We start from the raw sequence: 17,303 nt of genomic DNA, 5'->3' as shown, positions 1-17,303 counted from the left end.
ACAGATGGGTCGTTAGCTCAGTCGGTAGAGCAGTTGACTTTTAATCAATTGGTCGCTGGTTCGAATCCAGCACGACCCACCATCATTTAGCCATATCCCAGGTCGTTTAGCTCAGCTGGGAGAGCACCTCCCTTACAAGGAGGGGGTCACTGGTTCGAGCCCAGTAACGACCACCATGCTTTGAAAAAAAATGATACAGATGGGTCGTTAGCTCAGTCGGTAGAGCAGTTGACTTTTAATCAATTGGTCGCTGGTTCGAATCCAGCACGACCCACCATCATTTAGCCTTATCCCAGGTCGTTTAGCTCAGCTGGGAGAGCACCTCCCTTACAAGGAGGGGGTCACTGGTTCGAGCCCAGTAACGACCACCATGACTTGCAAACAAGAAGGCCCGCACTCCAGTGCGGGCCTTCTTGTTTTAGCTGCAGCTGGCTCCCTGTCTGGTGATCGCGATTTGTTGATGGGTTTGTGCGCGGCTTCTGGTTATAATTTTGGCCTTTCCAAGCGTTGATGGAACAGTCGCAATGAGCAATGCACTGATCAGTGTCCCTCCGGTCATCGAGATGGACTATCCCTTTCCGGTCAAACCGGCTCCCCTGACTGCCGAACAGAAGGCGGCCCTGATCATCGAGATCAAGGCGCTGCTCGAGGCGCGTCAGGCCGTGCTGGTTGCCCACTACTACACGGATCCCGAGATCCAGGCGCTGGCCGAGGCCACCGGCGGTTTTGTCGGCGACTCCCTCGAGATGGCTCGCTTCGGTCGTGATCACGCCGCCCAGACCCTGATCGTGGCCGGTGTGCGCTTCATGGGGGAGACCTCCAAGATCCTGAGCCCGCACAAGCGGGTGCTGATGCCGACCCTGGAGGCTGAGTGCTCCCTGGATCTGGGCTGCCCCATCGACCAGTTCTCCGCCTTCTGCGATGCCCATCCCGACCATATAGTCGTGGTCTATGCCAATACCTCTGCGGCGGTGAAGGCGCGGGCCGACTGGGTGGTCACCTCCAGCATCGCGCTCGAGATAGTCGAGCACCTGGACAGCCAGGGCCACAAGATCATCTGGGGTCCGGACAGACACCTGGGTGCCTACATCGAGAAGAAGACGGGCGCCGAGATGCTGCGCTGGCAGGGTCACTGCATAGTCCACGACGAGTTCAAGGCCAAGGCCCTGCGCGAACTCAAGGCCCAGAACCCGGACGCGGCCGTGCTGGTGCACCCGGAGTCCCCGGCTTCCGTCATCGAACTGGCTGATGCGGTGGGTTCGACCAGCCAGCTCATCAAGGCGGCCCGTGAGCTGCCCCAGCAGAAGCTGATCGTGGCGACCGATCGCGGCATCTTCTACAAGATGCAGCAGGCCTGCCCGGACAAGGAGATGGTGGAGGCACCGACCGGTGGCGATGGCGCCACCTGTCGCAGCTGCGCCCACTGTCCCTGGATGGCGATGAACGGCCTGGTGGCGATCAAGGAGGCACTGACCGATGGCGCCGAGCGTCACGAGATCCTGGTGGACGAGGAGTTGCGGGTGAAGGCACTGATCCCGCTGGATCGCATGCTGAACTTCGCTGCCGAGCTCAAGCTCAAGACCCAGGGCAACGCCTGAGTGTGCAAAGAGTTGAATAGAAAGGCTGAATAGAAGAGGGCACCCGTTGGGGTGCCCTCTTTCGTTATGGGTTTCGCGAAGACAAAGATCAGATGATCACGGTAGAGAAGCTGTGCTCCTCATCCGGCGTGATAACGACGCCAGCCTCGGCCGTGATGGCCGCTTCGACGCAGAGCATGGTGCGGTAGCCATCGTCGCTCATGTCCGCCATGGCGGTGGCCCCTTCCAGCCAGGGGGTCCAGACCACGACGCTGTCGTTGTTGCCGCTCACCACTTTAGTGGTGCGATCGCCATCCTTGACCATCACCATGGCCTCGGCTTGCTGGTAGACCCGATCAATGGCAGCTGTGAGCGTCAGAGCGCCCTGCTGCTGCCCATCCTGACCCGTCAGCTTGTCGGCATAAGGCTCACCCAGCCCGGTCACGCTGACGGCCTCTGGGGCACTTATCTGCAGATAGGTGTGCAGGGCCGCATTGTAGGTGAGGGGCGTCTTGCCGGTGTTGCGGGTGGTCAGCACCAGGGAGAGCTCCTTGCCCACCAGCACATCCAGCTCCAGCTCGAAGGCGTGGGGCCAGAGGGCACGGCTGGCGTCGGTGTCGCGCAGAGACAGATGGACCAGGGTGCCATCCCCGTGATCGGAGACGCCATCCAGGGTCCACAGGCTGGTGCGGGCAAAGCCATGGGCCGGCTTGCCGCTGCCGACGCGAGTGGGGGAGGGGCCGAACCAGGGCCAGCACAGGGGGATGCCGCCCCGGATCGGCTTGCTGCCATCCAGCACGGCCTTGTCGCTGAGCCAGATCGAGGCGGGTTCGCCGTGGCGCTGATAGCGCAGTACATGGGCGCCAAACAGGCTGATCTCCGCCCTGGCATGCTCGTTGTTGATGGTCAGCAGAGGCTGGCCATCCGCGGGGTGGCTGAGGGTACAGTGGGCTGTCAGAGTACGTGTCGGTTGCATGGAGACTCCTGTGCTCGCGCACATTCAAGAAAGAGGTCGGCAGATCCAGAATACAAAAAGGCGGCCAATGGCCGCCTTTTTTCAAGCTACGCGATTGCGCATCCCAAATTACTTGGAGATGTGAGCGATCAGATCCAGAACCTTGCTGGAGTAGCCCATTTCGTTGTCGTACCAGGATACAACTTTAACGAATTTGTCGTTCAGTGCGATACCAGCCTTGGCATCGAACACTGAAGTCTGACGCTCACCCAGGAAGTCGGTGGAAACCACTTGATCTTCGGTGTAGCCCAGCACGCCCTTCATGGAGCCTTCGGAGGCTGCTTTCATGGCTGCGCAGATTTCTGCGTAGGTGGCTGCTTTCTTCAGGTTGACGGTCAGGTCAACAACGGACACGTCCGGAGTCGGTACGCGGAAAGCCATGCCGGTCAGTTTGCCGTTCAGTTCCGGGATAACAACGCCAACAGCCTTGGCAGCACCGGTAGAGGACGGGATGATGTTCTGAGCCGCACCGCGGCCACCGCGCCAGTCTTTGGCAGACGGACCATCAACGGTCTTCTGGGTAGCAGTGGTAGCGTGGACAGTGGTCATCAGGCCGGATTCGATACCGAAGGTATCGTTCAGAACCTTGGCGATCGGGGCCAGGCAGTTGGTGGTGCAGGAAGCGTTGGAAACGATGTCCTGGCCAGCGTAGGTAGAGTCGTTAACACCCATGACGAACATAGGGGTAGCGTCTTTGGACGGACCGGTCAGTACGACTTTCTTGGCGCCGGCAGCGATGTGCTTGCGAGCAGTGGCGTCGTCCAGGAACAGACCGGTAGCTTCGGCAACAACGTCAACACCGATGGCATCCCATTTCAGGTTTGCCGGGTCACGCTCAGCGGTAACACGTACGGTTTTGCCGTTAACAACCAGGTTGCCGTCTTTAACTTCAACGGTACCGTTGAAACGACCGTGAGTTGAATCGTACTTCAGCATGTAAGCCATGTAGTCAACGTCGATCAGGTCGTTGATACCAACCACTTCGATGTCAGCACGCTCAGCGGCCAGACGGAACACGAAACGACCGATGCGGCCAAAACCGTTAATACCTACTTTGATAGTCATATTTGGTTACCTAACTGTTCAGTAGTCAAAGAAAATTCCGTTTGTAAATTTACTAGAACTCACCGGTGAGTCAACCAACAATCTGCGCGAAATTGCGCTATATCATGAAAAACTGTGAAATTTATTTTCGTTTTATGTAACTGGCTACCAACTTTTGTCGAATGCATCATCAGCGGATCCGGTCGCAGAGATCAACAATAGTGCCTGTTCGGTCACACAACCAGCCGGGGAGATATGTAAAAATGTGCGCGGTTTAGCATGGCCCAAGAGCCACTGTTCAAGTACCACCCATAAAAATTAATCACAAATAGTGTAGATAGAATCCACAGCGGGAATTCTCAAACTATGACCACCCTGATTGAACAGCTGGCTGCCGCCAAAGGTATCGCCAGCGAGTATGTTGATGCCTGGGGCCACCCGGCCCAGGTATCCGAAGAGAGCAAGGCCGCCATGCTGGGCGCCATGGGCTACCGCGTCGACGACGAGGCCGCCCTGACCGAGCAGCTGGAGCAGGAGCACCGTCAGCACTGGTTGCGGCCTCTGGATCCCGTGATGGTAGTGCGCAGTGGCGACCCCATCAGCCTCGAGGTTCGCCTGCCCATAGAGTTCGTCAACGACGCTCTCCACTGGCAGATAGTGCTGGAGCAGGGAGCCCTGTTGTCCGGCCAGCTGACCCCCATCGAAGGGGAACTGGTCGGCGTCGCCGAATTCGAGGAGATGGAGTGCCAGGCCTATAGGGTCGCGCTGGATGTGCAGCCGGAGCTCGGCTATCACCAGCTGGTGCTGCTGGAAGAGGGCAACGACGAGCCGCTCGCCACCATGCGCCTCATAGTCGCGCCCAAGTCCTGCTACAAGCAGGCGCCCATCGCCAACGGCCGCAAGGTGTGGGGCCCGAGCGTGCAGCTCTACTGCCTGCGCAGCCGCCACAACTGGGGCATAGGTGATTTCAGCGACCTTGGCCAGCTGGTCGAGCAGGCCGCCGCCTGGGGCGCCCACTTCGTGGGGCTGAACCCCATCCATGCCCTCTATCCTGCGAATCCCGAGAGTGCCAGCCCCTACAGCCCCTCTTCCCGCCGCTGGCTCAACGTGGCCTACATCAACGTGGAAGCCGTGCCCGAGTTTCTGGCCAACGAGCGGCTCAAGGCCGATGTGGCGAGCCCGGCCTTCCAGCAGCATCTGGCCTCCCTGCGGGCCAAGGAGAACGTGGATTACACCGGCGTCATCGAGACCAAGATCGGCATGCTGCGCCAGGTGTTCGATGAGGCCAGGCTCAGCGCCGAGCGTCAGGCCGCCTTCGATGCCTTCGTGGCCGCCGGTGGCGACAGCCTGCAACAGCAGGCCGCCTTCGATGCCCTGCAGGCCCATTTCTATAGCAAGGGTGAGAACGCCTGGGGCTGGCCGGTCTGGCCGGATGCCTTCCGCGATTACCACAACCCGGAAGTGGCTGTCTGGATGCAGGAGCACAGCCAGGATGTGAGTTTCTACCTCTATCTGCAGTTCCTGGCCGATGAGCAGCTGGCGCAAGCCGATGCCCGCGCCAAGGCCGCCGGCATGGTGATGGGGATCTACCGGGATCTGGCGGTGGGCGTCTCCGAAGGCTCCACCGAGATCTGGGCCAACCGGGATCTCTACTGCCCGAAAGCCTCGGTCGGTGCGCCCCCCGACATCCTGGGCCCCCTCGGTCAGAACTGGGGCTTGCCCCCCATGAACCCGAACCAGCTGTTCGAGGCAGCCTATCAGCCCATGGTGGATCTGTTCCGCGCCAACATGCGTGCCTGCGGCGCGCTGCGCATCGACCACGTGATGGCCTTGCTGCGCCTGTGGTGGGTTCCGCCCGGAGCGTCCGCCGCCAAGGGCGCCTACATCTACTATCCGGTCAACGACCTGCTGGGGATACTTGCCCTCGAGTCCCACCGCAACCAGTGCCTGCTGATCGGTGAAGATCTCGGCACTGTGCCGGAAGGCATAGACGTCACGCTCAAAGAGAACGGCGTTCACTCCTACAAGGTGTTCTTCTTCGAGCGCTCCAAGGGGGACGGCGGTTTCATCTCTCCGGCGCACTACACCGAGCAGGCGATGTCGGCCCTGACTACCCACGACATGCCGACCCTGAAGGGCTTCTGGCATTGCGACGATCTGGCGCTGGGTCGCGAGCTGGGCCTGTACCCGGATGAAGAGGTACTCAAGACCCTGTATGCTGATCGCCACCAGGCCAAGCAGCGGATCCTTGACAGCCTGCATGCCCATGGGGTCATCTCTGGCAACATCAGCCATGACGTGAACTGGGTCGGGATGAATACCGAACTCAACCATGGCCTGCAACTGCACATGTCCCGCGGCAGCTGTGCCCTGTTCAGTACCCAGTTGGAAGACTGGCTGGAGATGGACAAGCCGGTCAACGTGCCGGGCACCAGTTACGAATACCCGAACTGGCGTCGCAAGCTTTCAAAGGATCTGGAAGATATTTTTGCCGATGAGGCGCTCAAGGCGCTGGCGGGCAAGATGAGCCAGGCCCGTGACGAGGCCAGTCGTTGAGCCCTTGCTGTCAACATGTGACTCACTTTCATCCGCTTCGGCCCAGGCCGGAGCGGATGTTCAGCCATGAAAGGAAATGTCGATGCCCGTTGAACGTTTGGTTGCCGCCCGCTGTGCCGATCCCTTCTCCCATCTAGGCCTGCTGGCCAATCCGGATGGGCCAGGCCTGAAACTGACGGCCTGGTTGCCGGATGCCCTCGAGGTCCGGGTCAGGGACCTCAAGTCAGGCAAGATAGTTGCCACCCTGACCGCCGCCGACGAAGCGGGCCTTTTTGAAACTGTTTTCACTCGCCGCAAGAATCCCTTCCCCTATCAGCTGATCGCCAGCTACCCCGATGCCAGTGCCGAATCCATCGACCCTTACCAATTCCAGGCTGCCGCCTGGGAAGGATTGGCTGAACTGAGCTTCCAGCCGGAAAACCTCTACCACACCCTGGGCGCGCAGCTGCGCACCGTGGAGCATCTCGGTCAGCAGGTGGCAGGGGTGCGCTTCGCCGTCTATGCGCCGAGCGCCACCGCGGTGAGCCTGATCGGCGATTTCAACTTCTGGGATGGCCGTCGCCACCCCATGCAGCGCAGCCAGTGCGGTCACTGGGTGCTGTTCGTGCCTGGCCTCAAGGCCGGGGACCGTTACAAGTTCGAACTGAAAGATCCGGCCGGCCATCGCCTGCCCCACAAGAGCGATCCGGTCGGCTTCTACTGCGAGCAGTATCCGTCGTTCGCCTCCGTCATCCACGACCACGAGCAGTACCAGTGGCAGGATGCCGCCTGGCGCGAGAGCCAGCGCAACGACAAGCGGGAGCAGCCGCTCTCCATCTACGAGCTGCACGTGGGCTCCTGGAAGCGTCACCCCAACGGGGACAGCCTGAACTGGCGCGAGCTGGCGGTGGAGCTGGTCAACTACGTCACCGAGATGGGCTACACCCACATCGAGCTGATGCCGGTCTCCGAGCACCCCTTCAGCGGCTCCTGGGGCTATCAGCCGGTGGGCATGTTCTCCCCCACCAGTCGCTACGGCAGTGCCGATGACTTCAAATATTTCGTCGACGCCTGCCACCAGGCCGGTATAGGCGTCATCCTCGACTGGGTGCCTGCCCACTTCCCGGCCGATGCCCATGGTCTCGCCCGCTTCGACGGTACCCCGCTCTACGAGTACGAGGATCCGCGTCGTGGCTGGCACCCGGACTGGAACTCCTACATCTACGATTTCGGTCGCAACAACGTGCGCCAGTTCCTGGTGGCGAGCGCCCTGTTCTGGCTCGACAAGTTCCACATCGACGGTCTGCGGGTGGATGCGGTGGCCTCCATGCTCTATCTGGACTATTCCCGCAACGCCGGTGAGTGGGTGCCGAACGTCGACGGGGGCAACCACAACTACGAGGCGATCAGCCTGCTCAAGTGGACCAACGAGGAGGTGTACGGCAAGTATCCCCACACCATGACCATCGCCGAGGAGTCCACCGCCTTTGCCGGGGTCTCCAAACCCACCTTCCTGGGTGGCCTCGGGTTTGGCTTCAAGTGGAATATGGGCTGGATGCACGACACCCTGAGCTACATGCAGAAGGAGCCTATCCACCGCCGTTATCACCACAACGAGATGACCTTCTCCATGGTCTATCACTATGACGAGAACTTCATCCTGGCCCTGTCCCACGACGAGGTGGTGCACGGCAAGCACTCCCTGCTCTACAAGATGCCGGGTGACGAGTGGCAGCAGGCCGCGAACCTGCGGGCCTACATGGGCTTCATGTATGGCCATCCGGGCAAGAAGCTCAACTTCATGGGCACCGAAATCGCCCAGAGCAACGAGTGGAATCACGATGCCCAGCTGCCCTGGCACCTGCTGCAATTCCCCAAGCACGGCGGCCAGCAACGGCTGATCCGCGATCTCAACCGGCTCTATCGTCATGAAGCTGCCTTGTATCAGGCGGATTATGAGCAGAGCGGCTTCCGCTGGCTGGATCACAACGACGCCGACAACAGCATCTTCGCCTGGCTGCGCGCCGACAAGCAGGGGGCCAATCCTGTGGTGATCGCCTCCAACTTCACCCCCGTGCCGCGCCTCGCCTATCGCCTCGGGGTGCCGGAGGCGGGCCGCTATGCCGTGGTGCTCAACACAGATAGCGAGCATTACTGGGGCAGCAACTATGATGTGGGTTTGACCTTAGTCGCCGAGCCGACCCCCTGGCAGGGGATGGCGCACAGCATAGTGCTGGACTTGCCGCCGCTCGCGACCTTGTTCATCAAACAGGAGTCCTGATGTTTGTAATGGAAAATGGGGTGGACTACCCGCTGGGGGCCCGGCTCGACGAGGCAGGCTGCCACTTCTGTGTCTGGGCCCCCCAATCGGACAAGGTGGAGCTCTGTCTGTTCGACGAGCAGGAGCAGGAGCTGGTCCGGCTGGCCCTGCCCGGTCGGCGCGGCCAGTACAGATTCGGCTATGTGCGCGGGGTGAAGGCCGGTCAGCGTTACGGTTACCGGGTCCATGGCATGCCCCAGGAGGGCATGCTGTTCGACCCGGACAAGCTGCTGATCGACCCCTATGCCAGGGCACTCAGCCGGGCGACCCGCTGGAATGACGACCTCTATCAGGGGGACAGCGCGGCCATGGTGGCCAAGTCCGTGGTGGTGGACGATGCCTTCGACTGGCAGGGGGTCGGCAAGCCCGGGATCCCGCCCGAGCGGGTGGTGCTCTACGAGACCCATGTCAAGGGATTCACCCGCCAGCATCCCGGGGTGCCCGAGGCGCTGCGGGGCACCTACCTCGGCGTCAGCCATCCGCTGATGATAGAGCACCTGCTCTCTCTCGGGGTCACCTCGGTGCAGCTGATGCCGGTGGCTGCCTTCATGTCGGAGCCCCGCCTGGAGCAGCTTGGCCTCACCAACTACTGGGGCTACAACCCCATCGCCTTCTTCGCCCCCGAGCCGCGCTATGGCGCAGGGGAGGCGGTGACCGAGTTCAAGACCATGGTGCGCGAGCTGCACCGGGTCGGGCTCGAGGTGATACTGGATGTGGTCTACAACCACACCGCCGAATCCGGTGTCGATGGCCCCATGCTGTCCCTCAAGGGGTTCGACAACGCGGGTTACTACGCCTTCGAGACCGGGGCCCACGGCCCCGACTACCACCGCCACGCCAACGTCACCGGCTGCGGCAACAGTGTCAACCTGGATCACCCCAACAGCCTGCGACTGGTGCTCGATGCCCTGCGCTACTGGGTCACCGAGATGCAGGTGGACGGTTTCCGCTTCGATCTGGCGGTCACCCTGGCGCGGGAGGCGGGGGAGTTCGATCCCATGAGCGCCTTCTTCAAGGCCCTGCTGGCGGATCCCGTGCTGGCGCGGGTGAGGCTGATTGCCGAGCCCTGGGACATAGGCCCCTTCGGCTATCGCCTCGGCCAGTTCCCGAGCCAGTGGCTGGAGATAAACGACCGCTATCGCGACACGGTTCGCGCCTTCTGGCGCGGCGACGCGGGCAAGATGGGGGACTTCGCCACCCGGCTGGCGGGGTCACGGGATCTCTTCCCGAAGAACTGGCGCTCCCCCCACACCAGCGTCAACTACCTCTGCTATCACGACGGCTTCACCCTGGAGGATCTGGTCTCCTACAACCAGCGCCACAACCAGGCCAACGGCGAAGACAACAGAGATGGCCACGGCAACAACCTCTCCTACAACCACGGGGTGGAGGGGCCGACCCTGGACCCCAGAGTGAACAACCTGCGCCAGCAGCAGAAGCGCAACCTCATCGCCACCCTGCTGCTCTCCCAGGGCACGCCGCACTTCCTGGCCGGGGACGAGATGGGCCGCAGCCAGCTTGGCAACAACAACGCCTACTGCCAGGACAACCAGATAAGCTGGGTCAACTGGCAGTTGCGCCCCGAGGATGAACGGCTGCTCGCCTTCACCCGCCAGATGATGGCGCTGCGGGCCGAGTCGGGGGTCTTTGCCAACCTGCAACTGAGCGACGACAGCTGGAACGGCGCCTCGACCAGCTGCCACAGCGTCAACTGGTATCACCCCGATGGCCATCAGCTCACCGATCAGGACTGGCACGCTCCCATGGGGCAGGCGTTCGCCATGGACATCGGCATGCTGGCGTGCGGCGGGGAGCGCTGGTACGTGCTGTTCAACGCCAGCGACTACGACATCCAGTTCCGCCTGCCGCCGCCGGGGGAGGGGCTGGAGTGGATCCAGACCATAGACACGGCCACCAACGACGGCCTGCCTTTCCTGCCGGACGACATCAAGCGGCAGGTGGCGGTGGGGCGTGCCCACTCCCTCAAATTGCTGGAGCGGGTTTCGCTGCCAGGGGTGGCGCTGGCCAAGGAAGGGGTGGTCGCCACGCCGGATGTTGCTGCCGTGTTGCCAACGGGATCACAGTTCCCGCTGGCGGGGTAGAGTCGGGGCGTGTGAGTGGGTATGCTGGGCGCCGTGATAAAAGGCAAGGAGTCAGTATGAAGGGCAACAATCCCGAGCAATGGCGCAGCAAGTTGAATACTGAGAGCCGAGCAGTGTCATGTTTTGGCAAGGGGTCAATATGAGCGGCAACAATCCCGAGCAGTGGCGTAGCAAGTTGAGTGCAGAGCAGTTTCACGTCTGCTGGGAGAAGGGCACAGAGCGCCCTTACAGCGGCGCTCTGCTGCACAATCGCAAGAGCGGTGACTACCTCTGCGTCTGCTGCAAGAGCGTACTGTTCCATGCGGATGCCAAGTTTGACTCCGGTTGCGGCTGGCCCTCCTTCGATCGGGCCATCGAGGGGACAGTGACCTACACAGAAGATCGCAGCCACGGCATGGCAAGGGTGGAGATCACCTGCAGCCAGTGCGGCTCCCACCTGGGTCATGTCTTCCCGGACGGGCCGACCGAGACAGGCCAGCGCTACTGCGTCAACAGCCTGAGCCTGGACTTCGAGCCCGATACCGACGCCTGAAAGCGTCAGAAATGAAAAATGGCGCCTCCGCTTGCGGAGGCGCCATTTTTTATGGGGTCCTGGTTGGCCCTCAGATCAGCAGCAGGCTGGCCCCCACCAGCAGGGCGGCGAGCGCCAGTATGGGCAGCCTGATGACGCGCAGCAGATAGAAGGCGATGGCGGCCAGCGCCAGATCGGCCGGGGCCAGCACGGCGCTCTGCCACACCGGCTGATAGAGGGCGGCCAGCAGCAGCCCCACCACGGCGGCGTTGATGCCGGCCACGGCCCCCGCCAGCCTGGGGTGGGCCAGCCAGCTCTGCCAGCAGGGGCCCAGGGCCCACAGCAGCAAAAAGCCCGGCAAAAATAGTGCGAGGGTTGCCATCAGGGCGCCTGCCAGCGGCGCGGCGGGCAACAACTGCGCGCCGAGGTAGCTGGCCAGGGTGAACATGGGGCCGGGCACCAGCTGAGCCAGGCCGTAGCCGGTCAGGAATTGTTGCTCGCTGAGGCTGTGGCCGACGCTCTCCTGCAACAGGGGCAGCACCACGTGGCCGCCGCCGAACACCAGACTGCCCGCCCGATAGAAGTCGGCGACCAGCTGGCTGGCGGGGCCCTGGGCCAGCAGCGGCAAGCCGACAAACAGCAGGGCAAACAGCAGCAGGGTCGGCCAGTGGGGGGCGCGACGGGCTTGTGGCGCCGCAGGAGAGGCGCCGACCGCCTCCCGCTGGGCGCAGAGCAGGGCCGCCCCCAAAAGCATACCCAGCTGGGTCAGCAGACCGGGCTGCCACCAGAGGGCGGCGGCGGTCGCCACCATGACTCCCTGTTGCAACACCGTCTTGCAGAACTGGCGACTCATGGTGAGCACGGCATCCGCCACCACCACCAGTGCCAGCAGCTTGAGGCCGTGCAGGGCGGCATCCAGCCAGAGGTTATTGCCTAGCTGGCCCACGCCGATGGCGGCAACCAGCAACAGCAGGAAGGAGGGCAGGGTGAAGCCGATGAAGGCGGCGAGCGCTCCCCCAAGGCCGGCCCGGTGGCGGCCGATGGCAAAACCGAGCTGGCTGGAGGCGGGACCTGGCAACAGCTGGCACAGGGCCAGCAGCTGGGCATACTCGGCCTGGCTGATCCAGCCGAGGCGCTGGACAAAGGTGCGCTGGAAGTAGCCGATATGGGCGGCCGGCCCGCCGAAGCTGATGCAGCCCAGCCACAGAAATTGAAGAAATACCTGTCCCACCACTTACTCCCTGTCGTCATCGCAGATGGACAGGGATGATATGACAGAGTGATGACTTTTTTATGACATTTCGGGCTGGGTTGCTGGTAGCGGCAGATAGCAGCGTCCGGCCAGCCAGCAGGCGATGGTCACTCTGTCGGCTGGCCTGGTTGTGGCAGATAGCAGTGCCCCGCCAGCCAGTGGACTATGGGGATTAGGTCGGCTGGCCCGGCTGCGGCAGATAGCAGCGCCCCGCCAACCAGCAGGCGAGGGTTACTCTGTCGGCTGGGATAGATAGCAGCGCCCGGCCAGCCAGCAGGCGATGGACTGGCGGCTGGCATCGAAGTGGGGTTCGGGCAGCGCGCGGGGTTCGCACCAGACCCAGCCCTCGCACTTGTCCGGCTCCAGCAGTTGCGGCTCGCCCTCCACCTCGGCCAGCAGGGTGACAGAGATGTAGTGCAGCCCGCTCTCGCGCCAGGTCTCCAGGTTGTTGGTGACGGCGATGACGCTGGGGTTGGTGATGAGAAAACCTGTCTCCTCTGCCACCTCCCGGATGGCCGCCGACTCGAAGCTCTCGCCAAGCTCCAGGTGGCCACCGGCGATGGACCAGTAGGGGGCGTGGCTCCCCTTGCGCTTGCCAAGCAGCACCTGGCCCTGATGGTTGACGAGGATGACACCGACCCCGACGCGAGGATAGGGAGTGGACATAAGAAGAGCTCCTTGCCAAAACGGGATGACGCTATAAAAAACGGGCCCACCTTAGGACGGATGGGCCCGTTTCGCAAGTTGCCGCTGGATGATTCCGGGGACACGGGAACTTGCCGTTTATCTATCTGCCAATCAGATGGCTATCGCGATATCACATCTGCCAGGCAGATGGTAAATACAAGGCCAGGGGCCCCACTGTGGCTGGCAGGCCGTCAGTCCAGCTTGACCGGCCTCTTGCCGGCGCTATGCCCCTCGGCTTGCCATCGTCGATAAAGGCCAGGGCAGGCCGCTTGTCAGCCCAGCTTGACCAGCATATTGCCGGCGCTGTGCCCCTCGATTTGTGGCTGCTTGTCAGCCCAGTTTGACCAGCATCTTGCCGGTGTTGCGGCCCTCGAACAGCCCGATAAAGGCCTGGGGCATGCTGGCCAGCCCCTCGCTGATGGTCTCCTCGGCCTGCAGGGCGCCAGCCTCGAAGGCGGGGATGGCCTCGGCCAGGAAGTCCACGTAGTGCTGCCAGTGATCGGAGACCAGCAGCCCCTGCATCAGGATGCGCTTGCGGATCATCTGGGAGAGGTTGCGCGGGCCCTTTGCCTCGCCATTGCTGTTGTACTGCTCGATGAGGCCGCACAGGACGATGCGCCCGTGCAGCGCCATGTTGTTGAGGGCCGCGTCCAGCATGGCGCCCCCCACGTTCTCGAAATAGACCTGGATGCCTGCCGGGGCGAGGCGGGCCAGCTCGGCGTCGAGATCCGGCGTCTCCCTGTAGTTGATCACCGCATCGGCGCCCAGGGTCTTGAGATAGGCGACCTTGTCGGCTGATCCGGTGGAGCCGATCACCCGGGCACCGGCCCGCTTGGCGAGCTGCACCGCCATGGTGCCGACCGCGCCCGAGGCGGCCGAGACCAGCAGGGTCTCACCAGCTTGCAGGCGGGCGACCTTGTGCAAGCCCGCCCAGGCGGTCATGCCCGGCATGCCGAGGGCGCCGAGGAAGAGTTGGGACGGCAGCGCCGTGGCGGGCAACCGGGTCAGCTGCTCCCCCTTGGCGACGAAGGCATCCCGCCAGCCCAGCATGCTGCTCACCTGGTCACCCGCCTTGAAGTCGGGGTGACGGGAGGCCTGCACAGTGCCGATGGCGCCGCCGTCGAGGGGGCCGTTGAGGGGGAAGGGGGGCACATAGCTCTTGGCCTCGCTCATGCGACCACGCATGTAAGGGTCCACCGACAGCCACTGGTTGGCCACCTGCACCTCTCCCTCCTGAAGCGCGGGCAGGGGCACCTCCTTCAAGATGAAGTCGCTCTGGGCGGGCAGGCCGGTCGGGCGACGGAGCAGTTGAATCTGATGGCTGATCGGGGTCATGGTCGTTCTCCAGCGGGGTAGGGGGCCGTCGGCGCCGCGCCAGCCAGTGGGCTGAGGCGGCTCGGGCATTCTGTTTGTGTGCAAACTAAAATCAGGTTAATCCCGAAAAGACGGGGTGACAACTGTTTTGTGTGCAAATTATTCAGACCTCAGTTGTCCTGGGGTATACTGGCCCCAGTCGTCAGCGAGGTGCCCCATGAGTGAATTGAAAAAGCAGGTCTGTTTTGCCCTCTACAGCGCCTCCAATGCGGTGATGCGTGCCTATAGGCCTCTGCTGGACAAGCTGGATCTGACCTACACCCAGTACTTGGTGATGCTGTCGCTCTGGGCGCGGGACGAGGTCAGTCTCAAGGAGATTGGCCAGGAAACCGGCCTGGATGCGGGCACCCTGACCCCCATCGTCAAGCGGCTGGAGAGCAAGGGCTGGCTGACCCGCACCGTCTCCAGCGAAGACGAGCGGCAAAAATGCATCCGCCTGACCGAGGCGGGACGCCAGTTGCAGCAGGGGGTCAGGGAGTGCTGTCTGGCGGACAACTTGCGCAATCAGGTGGATCTGGCCGATGCCGAACTGGCCGAGCTAAAGCGACTCTGCGATCGCGTGGCGGCCCAGCTCGGGCGCTGATCTCTCTCCCTTCTTGCCTGGAGCCATCCGATGAAACCTTGGTTAGCCTTGTTTGCTCTGCTGCTAAGTGGCTGCGCCGGTGGCCCTCACTCTCCATCCGCATTGCAGATTGATGATGCCGATGCCTGGCAGGCCCTCTGCAAGGATGGCGTCCGGGTTCGGGCCGTCACTGACGAGGGGATCTGCGCGGATCACCGCGGTCTGGCCATGTGGACGAATAAGCCAAGGGCGGTTCGAATGGCAGAGGAAGCCGCCAAATAGTGTGATCCAGACGCCATAAAATGACACAACCGGCCCCTTGGCCGGTTTTTTTCGCGATCTCGCCTGCACTTTGCGGCCTTGTTCATGGTGCACTCATGCTTCCCTTTCCATACTGGCCCCACAGTTTCATGAGAGGAGAGAGAGATGCAGTCATCCATCGTCGGGCTCTCCATCCTGTGGGGGCTGGCCAGTTTTGGTGTTCAGGGGGATTTCATCGAGAGCCGTGATTCCGTTGCGCCGTCCTGGCAAGCCGAGTCCAGAGTGGAGATGGAAGGTTATCTGATTGAGTCGCTTGGCGAAGATCGCTGGGTGTTCGACAACGGCAGCGAGAGTCTGCTGGTCTCCCTGCCCGAGGGGCAGTGGGTGTCAGAGGGCGAGCGGTTGCGACTGAGCGGTGAACCCCACCAGGAGCAGGCCGGCTGGCTGTTGCAGGTGCAGGACGTCAGCCAGGTCGGCGTCTGACCCTGTCATTCCCTGACATCAGAGACGACAAAGAGGAGGCCTGGGCCTCCTCTTGCTTTTTGCGCCTCTGGCCCTCAGCCCGGGTGCCAGGCTGTCAGCCCAGGTGGTTGAGGGGCAGCGCCGTCTTGTGCTTGATGCGGCGCAGCACGAAGCTGGAGCGCACCCCGGTCACCCCCGAGATGTGGGTCAGCTTGTCCAGCAGGAAGTGCTGGTAGTGCTCCATATCCCGCACCACCACCTTGAGCTGGTAGTCGGCGTCGTTGCCGGTGATGAGGTCGCATTCGAGCACCTCTGGCAGATCCTGAATGGCCCGATCGAAGTTTTCGAACCGCTCCGGGGTGTGCCTGTCCATGGAGATGTGAATGTAGGCGGTGAGGGTGAGCCCCAGCTGGCGGGCGTTGAGCAGGGTGACGTGGGTATCGATGAGACCGGCATCCTCCAGCGCCTTGACCCGGCGCGAGCAGGGAGAGGGGGAGAGCCCGACCAGTTCGGCCAGCTCCAGGTTGCTGATGCGGCCATTCTCCTGCATCAACTCCAGAATATGCCTGTCTATGCGATCAAGTTTCAGCATTCTCCGTTCCTCGTTGCAATTACTGATTCACTTTTCCTAGATTAAGGGTGAACTATTGCAAAAACAACTGAAAATACCTACTACTTCACAACCACTCACCGCACCGGCAGGAGTACCATGGTTTCATCTTCCGGTGGCAAGACAGATGCCCAACCAGGCCTCTGTGGTGAAGGACCTTACCGGGTCAACAACCCCATCAGCCGTCCGACCTTATCGGGAAACGACGGGCTGGAACGAGATCATCCCCTCCCCGAAGGCAACAAAGCAGGCATCCCGGCGCCTGCTTTGTTGTTTTTGCGCTCCGGCATCCTCAGGCCTGCGGCGGCTGGATGCGATAGAGGCAGCGTCTGTCCCCGTCCAGCAGGTATTGCTCCCGCTCCACCCCGGCCGGTGCCAGCAACTGGCGAAACAGCGCCAGCTCGCTGCGACAAAAGCCCCGGCAGGCCCGCGCCGCGGCGCAGATGGGACAGTGACTCTCCCACCATAACCAGCTGCCATCCTCCTCCTGGCTCATGTCCGCCATATAGCCTTCCCGGCTGCGCAGCTCCTTGAGCGCGGCCAGCCGATCCGCCAGCGCCGGCTGGGTCAGTCTGGCCTGATAACGGCTCAGCATCTGCTGCTCCCGCCGCGCGATCAGTTGATCCAGGCCGCTCTCGCCAAACAGCTGCTGCACGTCGTCGATAAGCTGCAGGGTCAGCTCGCTGTGGGTGTCGGGGAAGCGCTGCCAGGCCTGATCTGTCAGGTGCCAGAGCCGTATCGGGCGACCTCGGCCCCGCGCCTCGTCGCTAAAGCCCACCCAGCCGTCTGCCTCCAGCGCCGTCAGATGCTGGCGGGCGCCCATGGAGGTCATCTGCAACTGCTCCCCCAGCGCGGCGGCGCTCTGGGGGCCCTGAGTCTTCAGCAGATGGAGGATCTTGTCGGTACTGGCGTTCATGGGGTGGCTCCGGTTGTCGACAGAGGGGCGCTCCTGGGGATAGATGACATCTTCAGCAGGTAGAGGATCTTGTCG

Annotated in this window: 15 protein-coding genes and 4 tRNA genes; 12 read left to right on the top strand and 7 right to left on the bottom strand. The window is 62.4% G+C overall.

What is annotated here, in order from left to right; all coding sequences use genetic code 11:
- Positions 1 to 6: 6 nt before the first annotated feature.
- From AB5Y91_RS14185 to nadA, 5 genes are all read left to right on the top strand, one after another.
- Positions 7 to 82: transfer RNA gene (locus tag AB5Y91_RS14185), tRNA-Lys, on the top strand.
- Positions 83 to 100: 18 nt separating this feature from the next.
- A tRNA-Val gene (locus AB5Y91_RS14180) sits at positions 101 to 176 on the top strand.
- A gap of 25 nt (positions 177 to 201) precedes the next feature.
- Positions 202 to 277, top strand: a tRNA-Lys gene (locus AB5Y91_RS14175).
- Positions 278 to 295: 18 nt separating this feature from the next.
- Positions 296 to 371: transfer RNA gene (locus tag AB5Y91_RS14170), tRNA-Val, on the top strand.
- 153 nt (positions 372 to 524) lie between these two features.
- On the top strand, positions 525 to 1,598 hold the full coding sequence (gene nadA, locus AB5Y91_RS14165) for a quinolinate synthase NadA (protein ID WP_162520013.1): 1,074 nt from the start codon (positions 525 to 527) through the stop codon (positions 1,596 to 1,598).
- Positions 1,599 to 1,686: 88 nt separating this feature from the next.
- On the opposite strand, the gene AB5Y91_RS14160 is transcribed toward nadA, so the two are convergent.
- Together AB5Y91_RS14160 and gap are read right to left on the bottom strand one after the other, a co-directional pair.
- Complete coding sequence (locus AB5Y91_RS14160) at positions 1,687 to 2,553, bottom strand: D-hexose-6-phosphate mutarotase (RefSeq protein ID WP_368170089.1); 867 nt, start codon at positions 2,551 to 2,553, stop codon at positions 1,687 to 1,689.
- Positions 2,554 to 2,661: 108 nt separating this feature from the next.
- The gene (gap, locus tag AB5Y91_RS14155; protein WP_033129683.1) at positions 2,662 to 3,657 is read right to left on the bottom strand and encodes a type I glyceraldehyde-3-phosphate dehydrogenase; all 996 of its coding nucleotides are present in this window, start codon (positions 3,655 to 3,657) and stop codon (positions 2,662 to 2,664) included.
- 345 nt (positions 3,658 to 4,002) lie between these two features.
- Here gap and malQ point away from each other — a divergent pair, with 345 nt between their 5' ends.
- From malQ to msrB, 4 genes are all read left to right on the top strand, one after another.
- Positions 4,003 to 6,192 (top strand): 4-alpha-glucanotransferase, encoded by a 2,190-nt coding sequence (gene malQ, locus AB5Y91_RS14150; protein WP_111913287.1) that lies wholly within the window; start codon positions 4,003 to 4,005, stop codon positions 6,190 to 6,192.
- 82 nt (positions 6,193 to 6,274) lie between these two features.
- Entirely contained in the window at positions 6,275 to 8,452 is a 2,178-nt protein-coding gene (gene glgB, locus AB5Y91_RS14145) for a 1,4-alpha-glucan branching protein GlgB (protein WP_368170088.1), read from the top strand.
- On the top strand, positions 8,452 to 10,593 hold the full coding sequence (gene glgX / locus AB5Y91_RS14140) for a glycogen debranching protein GlgX (protein WP_290071181.1): 2,142 nt from the start codon (positions 8,452 to 8,454) through the stop codon (positions 10,591 to 10,593). Before glgB ends, glgX begins: the two co-directional genes overlap by 1 nt.
- A 139-nt stretch (positions 10,594 to 10,732) precedes the next feature.
- A complete protein-coding gene (msrB, locus tag AB5Y91_RS14135; RefSeq protein WP_163157750.1) occupies positions 10,733 to 11,125 on the top strand; it encodes a peptide-methionine (R)-S-oxide reductase MsrB in 393 nt (130 codons plus the stop codon).
- A gap of 70 nt (positions 11,126 to 11,195) precedes the next feature.
- Here the strand turns inward: msrB and chrA are convergent, their stop codons facing one another.
- From chrA to AB5Y91_RS14120, 3 genes are all read right to left on the bottom strand, one after another.
- A complete protein-coding gene (gene chrA / locus AB5Y91_RS14130) occupies positions 11,196 to 12,335 on the bottom strand; it encodes a chromate efflux transporter (RefSeq protein ID WP_368170087.1) in 1,140 nt (379 codons plus the stop codon).
- Between the two features lie 252 nt (positions 12,336 to 12,587).
- Positions 12,588 to 13,022, bottom strand: a complete 435-nt coding sequence (locus tag AB5Y91_RS14125; protein WP_368170086.1) for an NUDIX hydrolase — start codon at positions 13,020 to 13,022, stop codon at positions 12,588 to 12,590.
- Between the two features lie 351 nt (positions 13,023 to 13,373).
- Positions 13,374 to 14,378, bottom strand: coding sequence for an NADP-dependent oxidoreductase (locus AB5Y91_RS14120; RefSeq protein ID WP_368170085.1), 1,005 nt, complete (start codon positions 14,376 to 14,378; stop codon positions 13,374 to 13,376).
- Positions 14,379 to 14,574: 196 nt separating this feature from the next.
- Between AB5Y91_RS14120 and AB5Y91_RS14115 the strand changes: the two genes are divergently transcribed.
- The 3 genes from AB5Y91_RS14115 to AB5Y91_RS14105 all read left to right on the top strand — a co-directional run bounded on the left by AB5Y91_RS14115 (position 14,575) and on the right by AB5Y91_RS14105 (position 15,723).
- Positions 14,575 to 15,000: a MarR family winged helix-turn-helix transcriptional regulator gene (locus AB5Y91_RS14115; RefSeq protein ID WP_162519291.1), complete on the top strand. Its 426-nt coding sequence runs from the start codon at positions 14,575 to 14,577 to the stop codon at positions 14,998 to 15,000.
- Between the two features lie 30 nt (positions 15,001 to 15,030).
- The gene (locus AB5Y91_RS14110) at positions 15,031 to 15,261 is read left to right on the top strand and encodes a hypothetical protein (protein ID WP_368170084.1); all 231 of its coding nucleotides are present in this window, start codon (positions 15,031 to 15,033) and stop codon (positions 15,259 to 15,261) included.
- Positions 15,262 to 15,405: 144 nt separating this feature from the next.
- Positions 15,406 to 15,723 (top strand): hypothetical protein, encoded by a 318-nt coding sequence (locus AB5Y91_RS14105; RefSeq protein WP_368170083.1) that lies wholly within the window; start codon positions 15,406 to 15,408, stop codon positions 15,721 to 15,723.
- 94 nt (positions 15,724 to 15,817) lie between these two features.
- On the opposite strand, the gene AB5Y91_RS14100 is transcribed toward AB5Y91_RS14105, so the two are convergent.
- Both AB5Y91_RS14100 and AB5Y91_RS14095 read right to left on the bottom strand, forming a co-directional pair.
- Positions 15,818 to 16,294, bottom strand: coding sequence for an Lrp/AsnC family transcriptional regulator (locus AB5Y91_RS14100; RefSeq protein ID WP_025325819.1), 477 nt, complete (start codon positions 16,292 to 16,294; stop codon positions 15,818 to 15,820).
- A 310-nt stretch (positions 16,295 to 16,604) separates the two neighbouring features.
- Entirely contained in the window at positions 16,605 to 17,228 is a 624-nt protein-coding gene (locus AB5Y91_RS14095) for a helix-turn-helix transcriptional regulator (RefSeq protein ID WP_368170082.1), read from the bottom strand.
- Positions 17,229 to 17,303 lie beyond the last annotated feature (75 nt).

This window comes from Aeromonas sp. R4-3 (genome assembly GCF_040908275.1).
Taxonomy (GTDB): domain Bacteria; phylum Pseudomonadota; class Gammaproteobacteria; order Enterobacterales; family Aeromonadaceae; genus Aeromonas; species Aeromonas rivipollensis.
The sequence above is the reverse complement of the archived record's forward strand: the minus strand, read 5'-3'. Positions and strand labels throughout refer to the sequence as shown.

What these genes read in the sequence shown, in the direction of transcription:
- nadA (WP_162520013.1), top strand. Translation starts at nt 525, where the DNA reads ATGAGCAATGCACTGATCAGTGTCCCTCCGGTCATCGAGATGGACTAT.
- AB5Y91_RS14160 (WP_368170089.1), bottom strand. Translation starts at nt 2,553, where the DNA reads ATGCAACCGACACGTACTCTGACAGCCCACTGTACCCTCAGCCACCCC.
- gap (WP_033129683.1), bottom strand. Translation starts at nt 3,657, where the DNA reads ATGACTATCAAAGTAGGTATTAACGGTTTTGGCCGCATCGGTCGTTTC.
- malQ (WP_111913287.1), top strand. Translation starts at nt 4,003, where the DNA reads ATGACCACCCTGATTGAACAGCTGGCTGCCGCCAAAGGTATCGCCAGC.
- glgB (WP_368170088.1), top strand. Translation starts at nt 6,275, where the DNA reads ATGCCCGTTGAACGTTTGGTTGCCGCCCGCTGTGCCGATCCCTTCTCC.
- glgX (WP_290071181.1), top strand. Translation starts at nt 8,452, where the DNA reads ATGTTTGTAATGGAAAATGGGGTGGACTACCCGCTGGGGGCCCGGCTC.
- msrB (WP_163157750.1), top strand. Translation starts at nt 10,733, where the DNA reads ATGAGCGGCAACAATCCCGAGCAGTGGCGTAGCAAGTTGAGTGCAGAG.
- AB5Y91_RS14125 (WP_368170086.1), bottom strand. Translation starts at nt 13,022, where the DNA reads ATGTCCACTCCCTATCCTCGCGTCGGGGTCGGTGTCATCCTCGTCAAC.
- AB5Y91_RS14120 (WP_368170085.1), bottom strand. Translation starts at nt 14,378, where the DNA reads ATGACCCCGATCAGCCATCAGATTCAACTGCTCCGTCGCCCGACCGGC.
- AB5Y91_RS14115 (WP_162519291.1), top strand. Translation starts at nt 14,575, where the DNA reads ATGAGTGAATTGAAAAAGCAGGTCTGTTTTGCCCTCTACAGCGCCTCC.
- AB5Y91_RS14110 (WP_368170084.1), top strand. Translation starts at nt 15,031, where the DNA reads ATGAAACCTTGGTTAGCCTTGTTTGCTCTGCTGCTAAGTGGCTGCGCC.
- AB5Y91_RS14105 (WP_368170083.1), top strand. Translation starts at nt 15,406, where the DNA reads ATGCAGTCATCCATCGTCGGGCTCTCCATCCTGTGGGGGCTGGCCAGT.
- AB5Y91_RS14100 (WP_025325819.1), bottom strand. Translation starts at nt 16,294, where the DNA reads ATGCTGAAACTTGATCGCATAGACAGGCATATTCTGGAGTTGATGCAG.
- AB5Y91_RS14095 (WP_368170082.1), bottom strand. Translation starts at nt 17,228, where the DNA reads ATGAACGCCAGTACCGACAAGATCCTCCATCTGCTGAAGACTCAGGGC.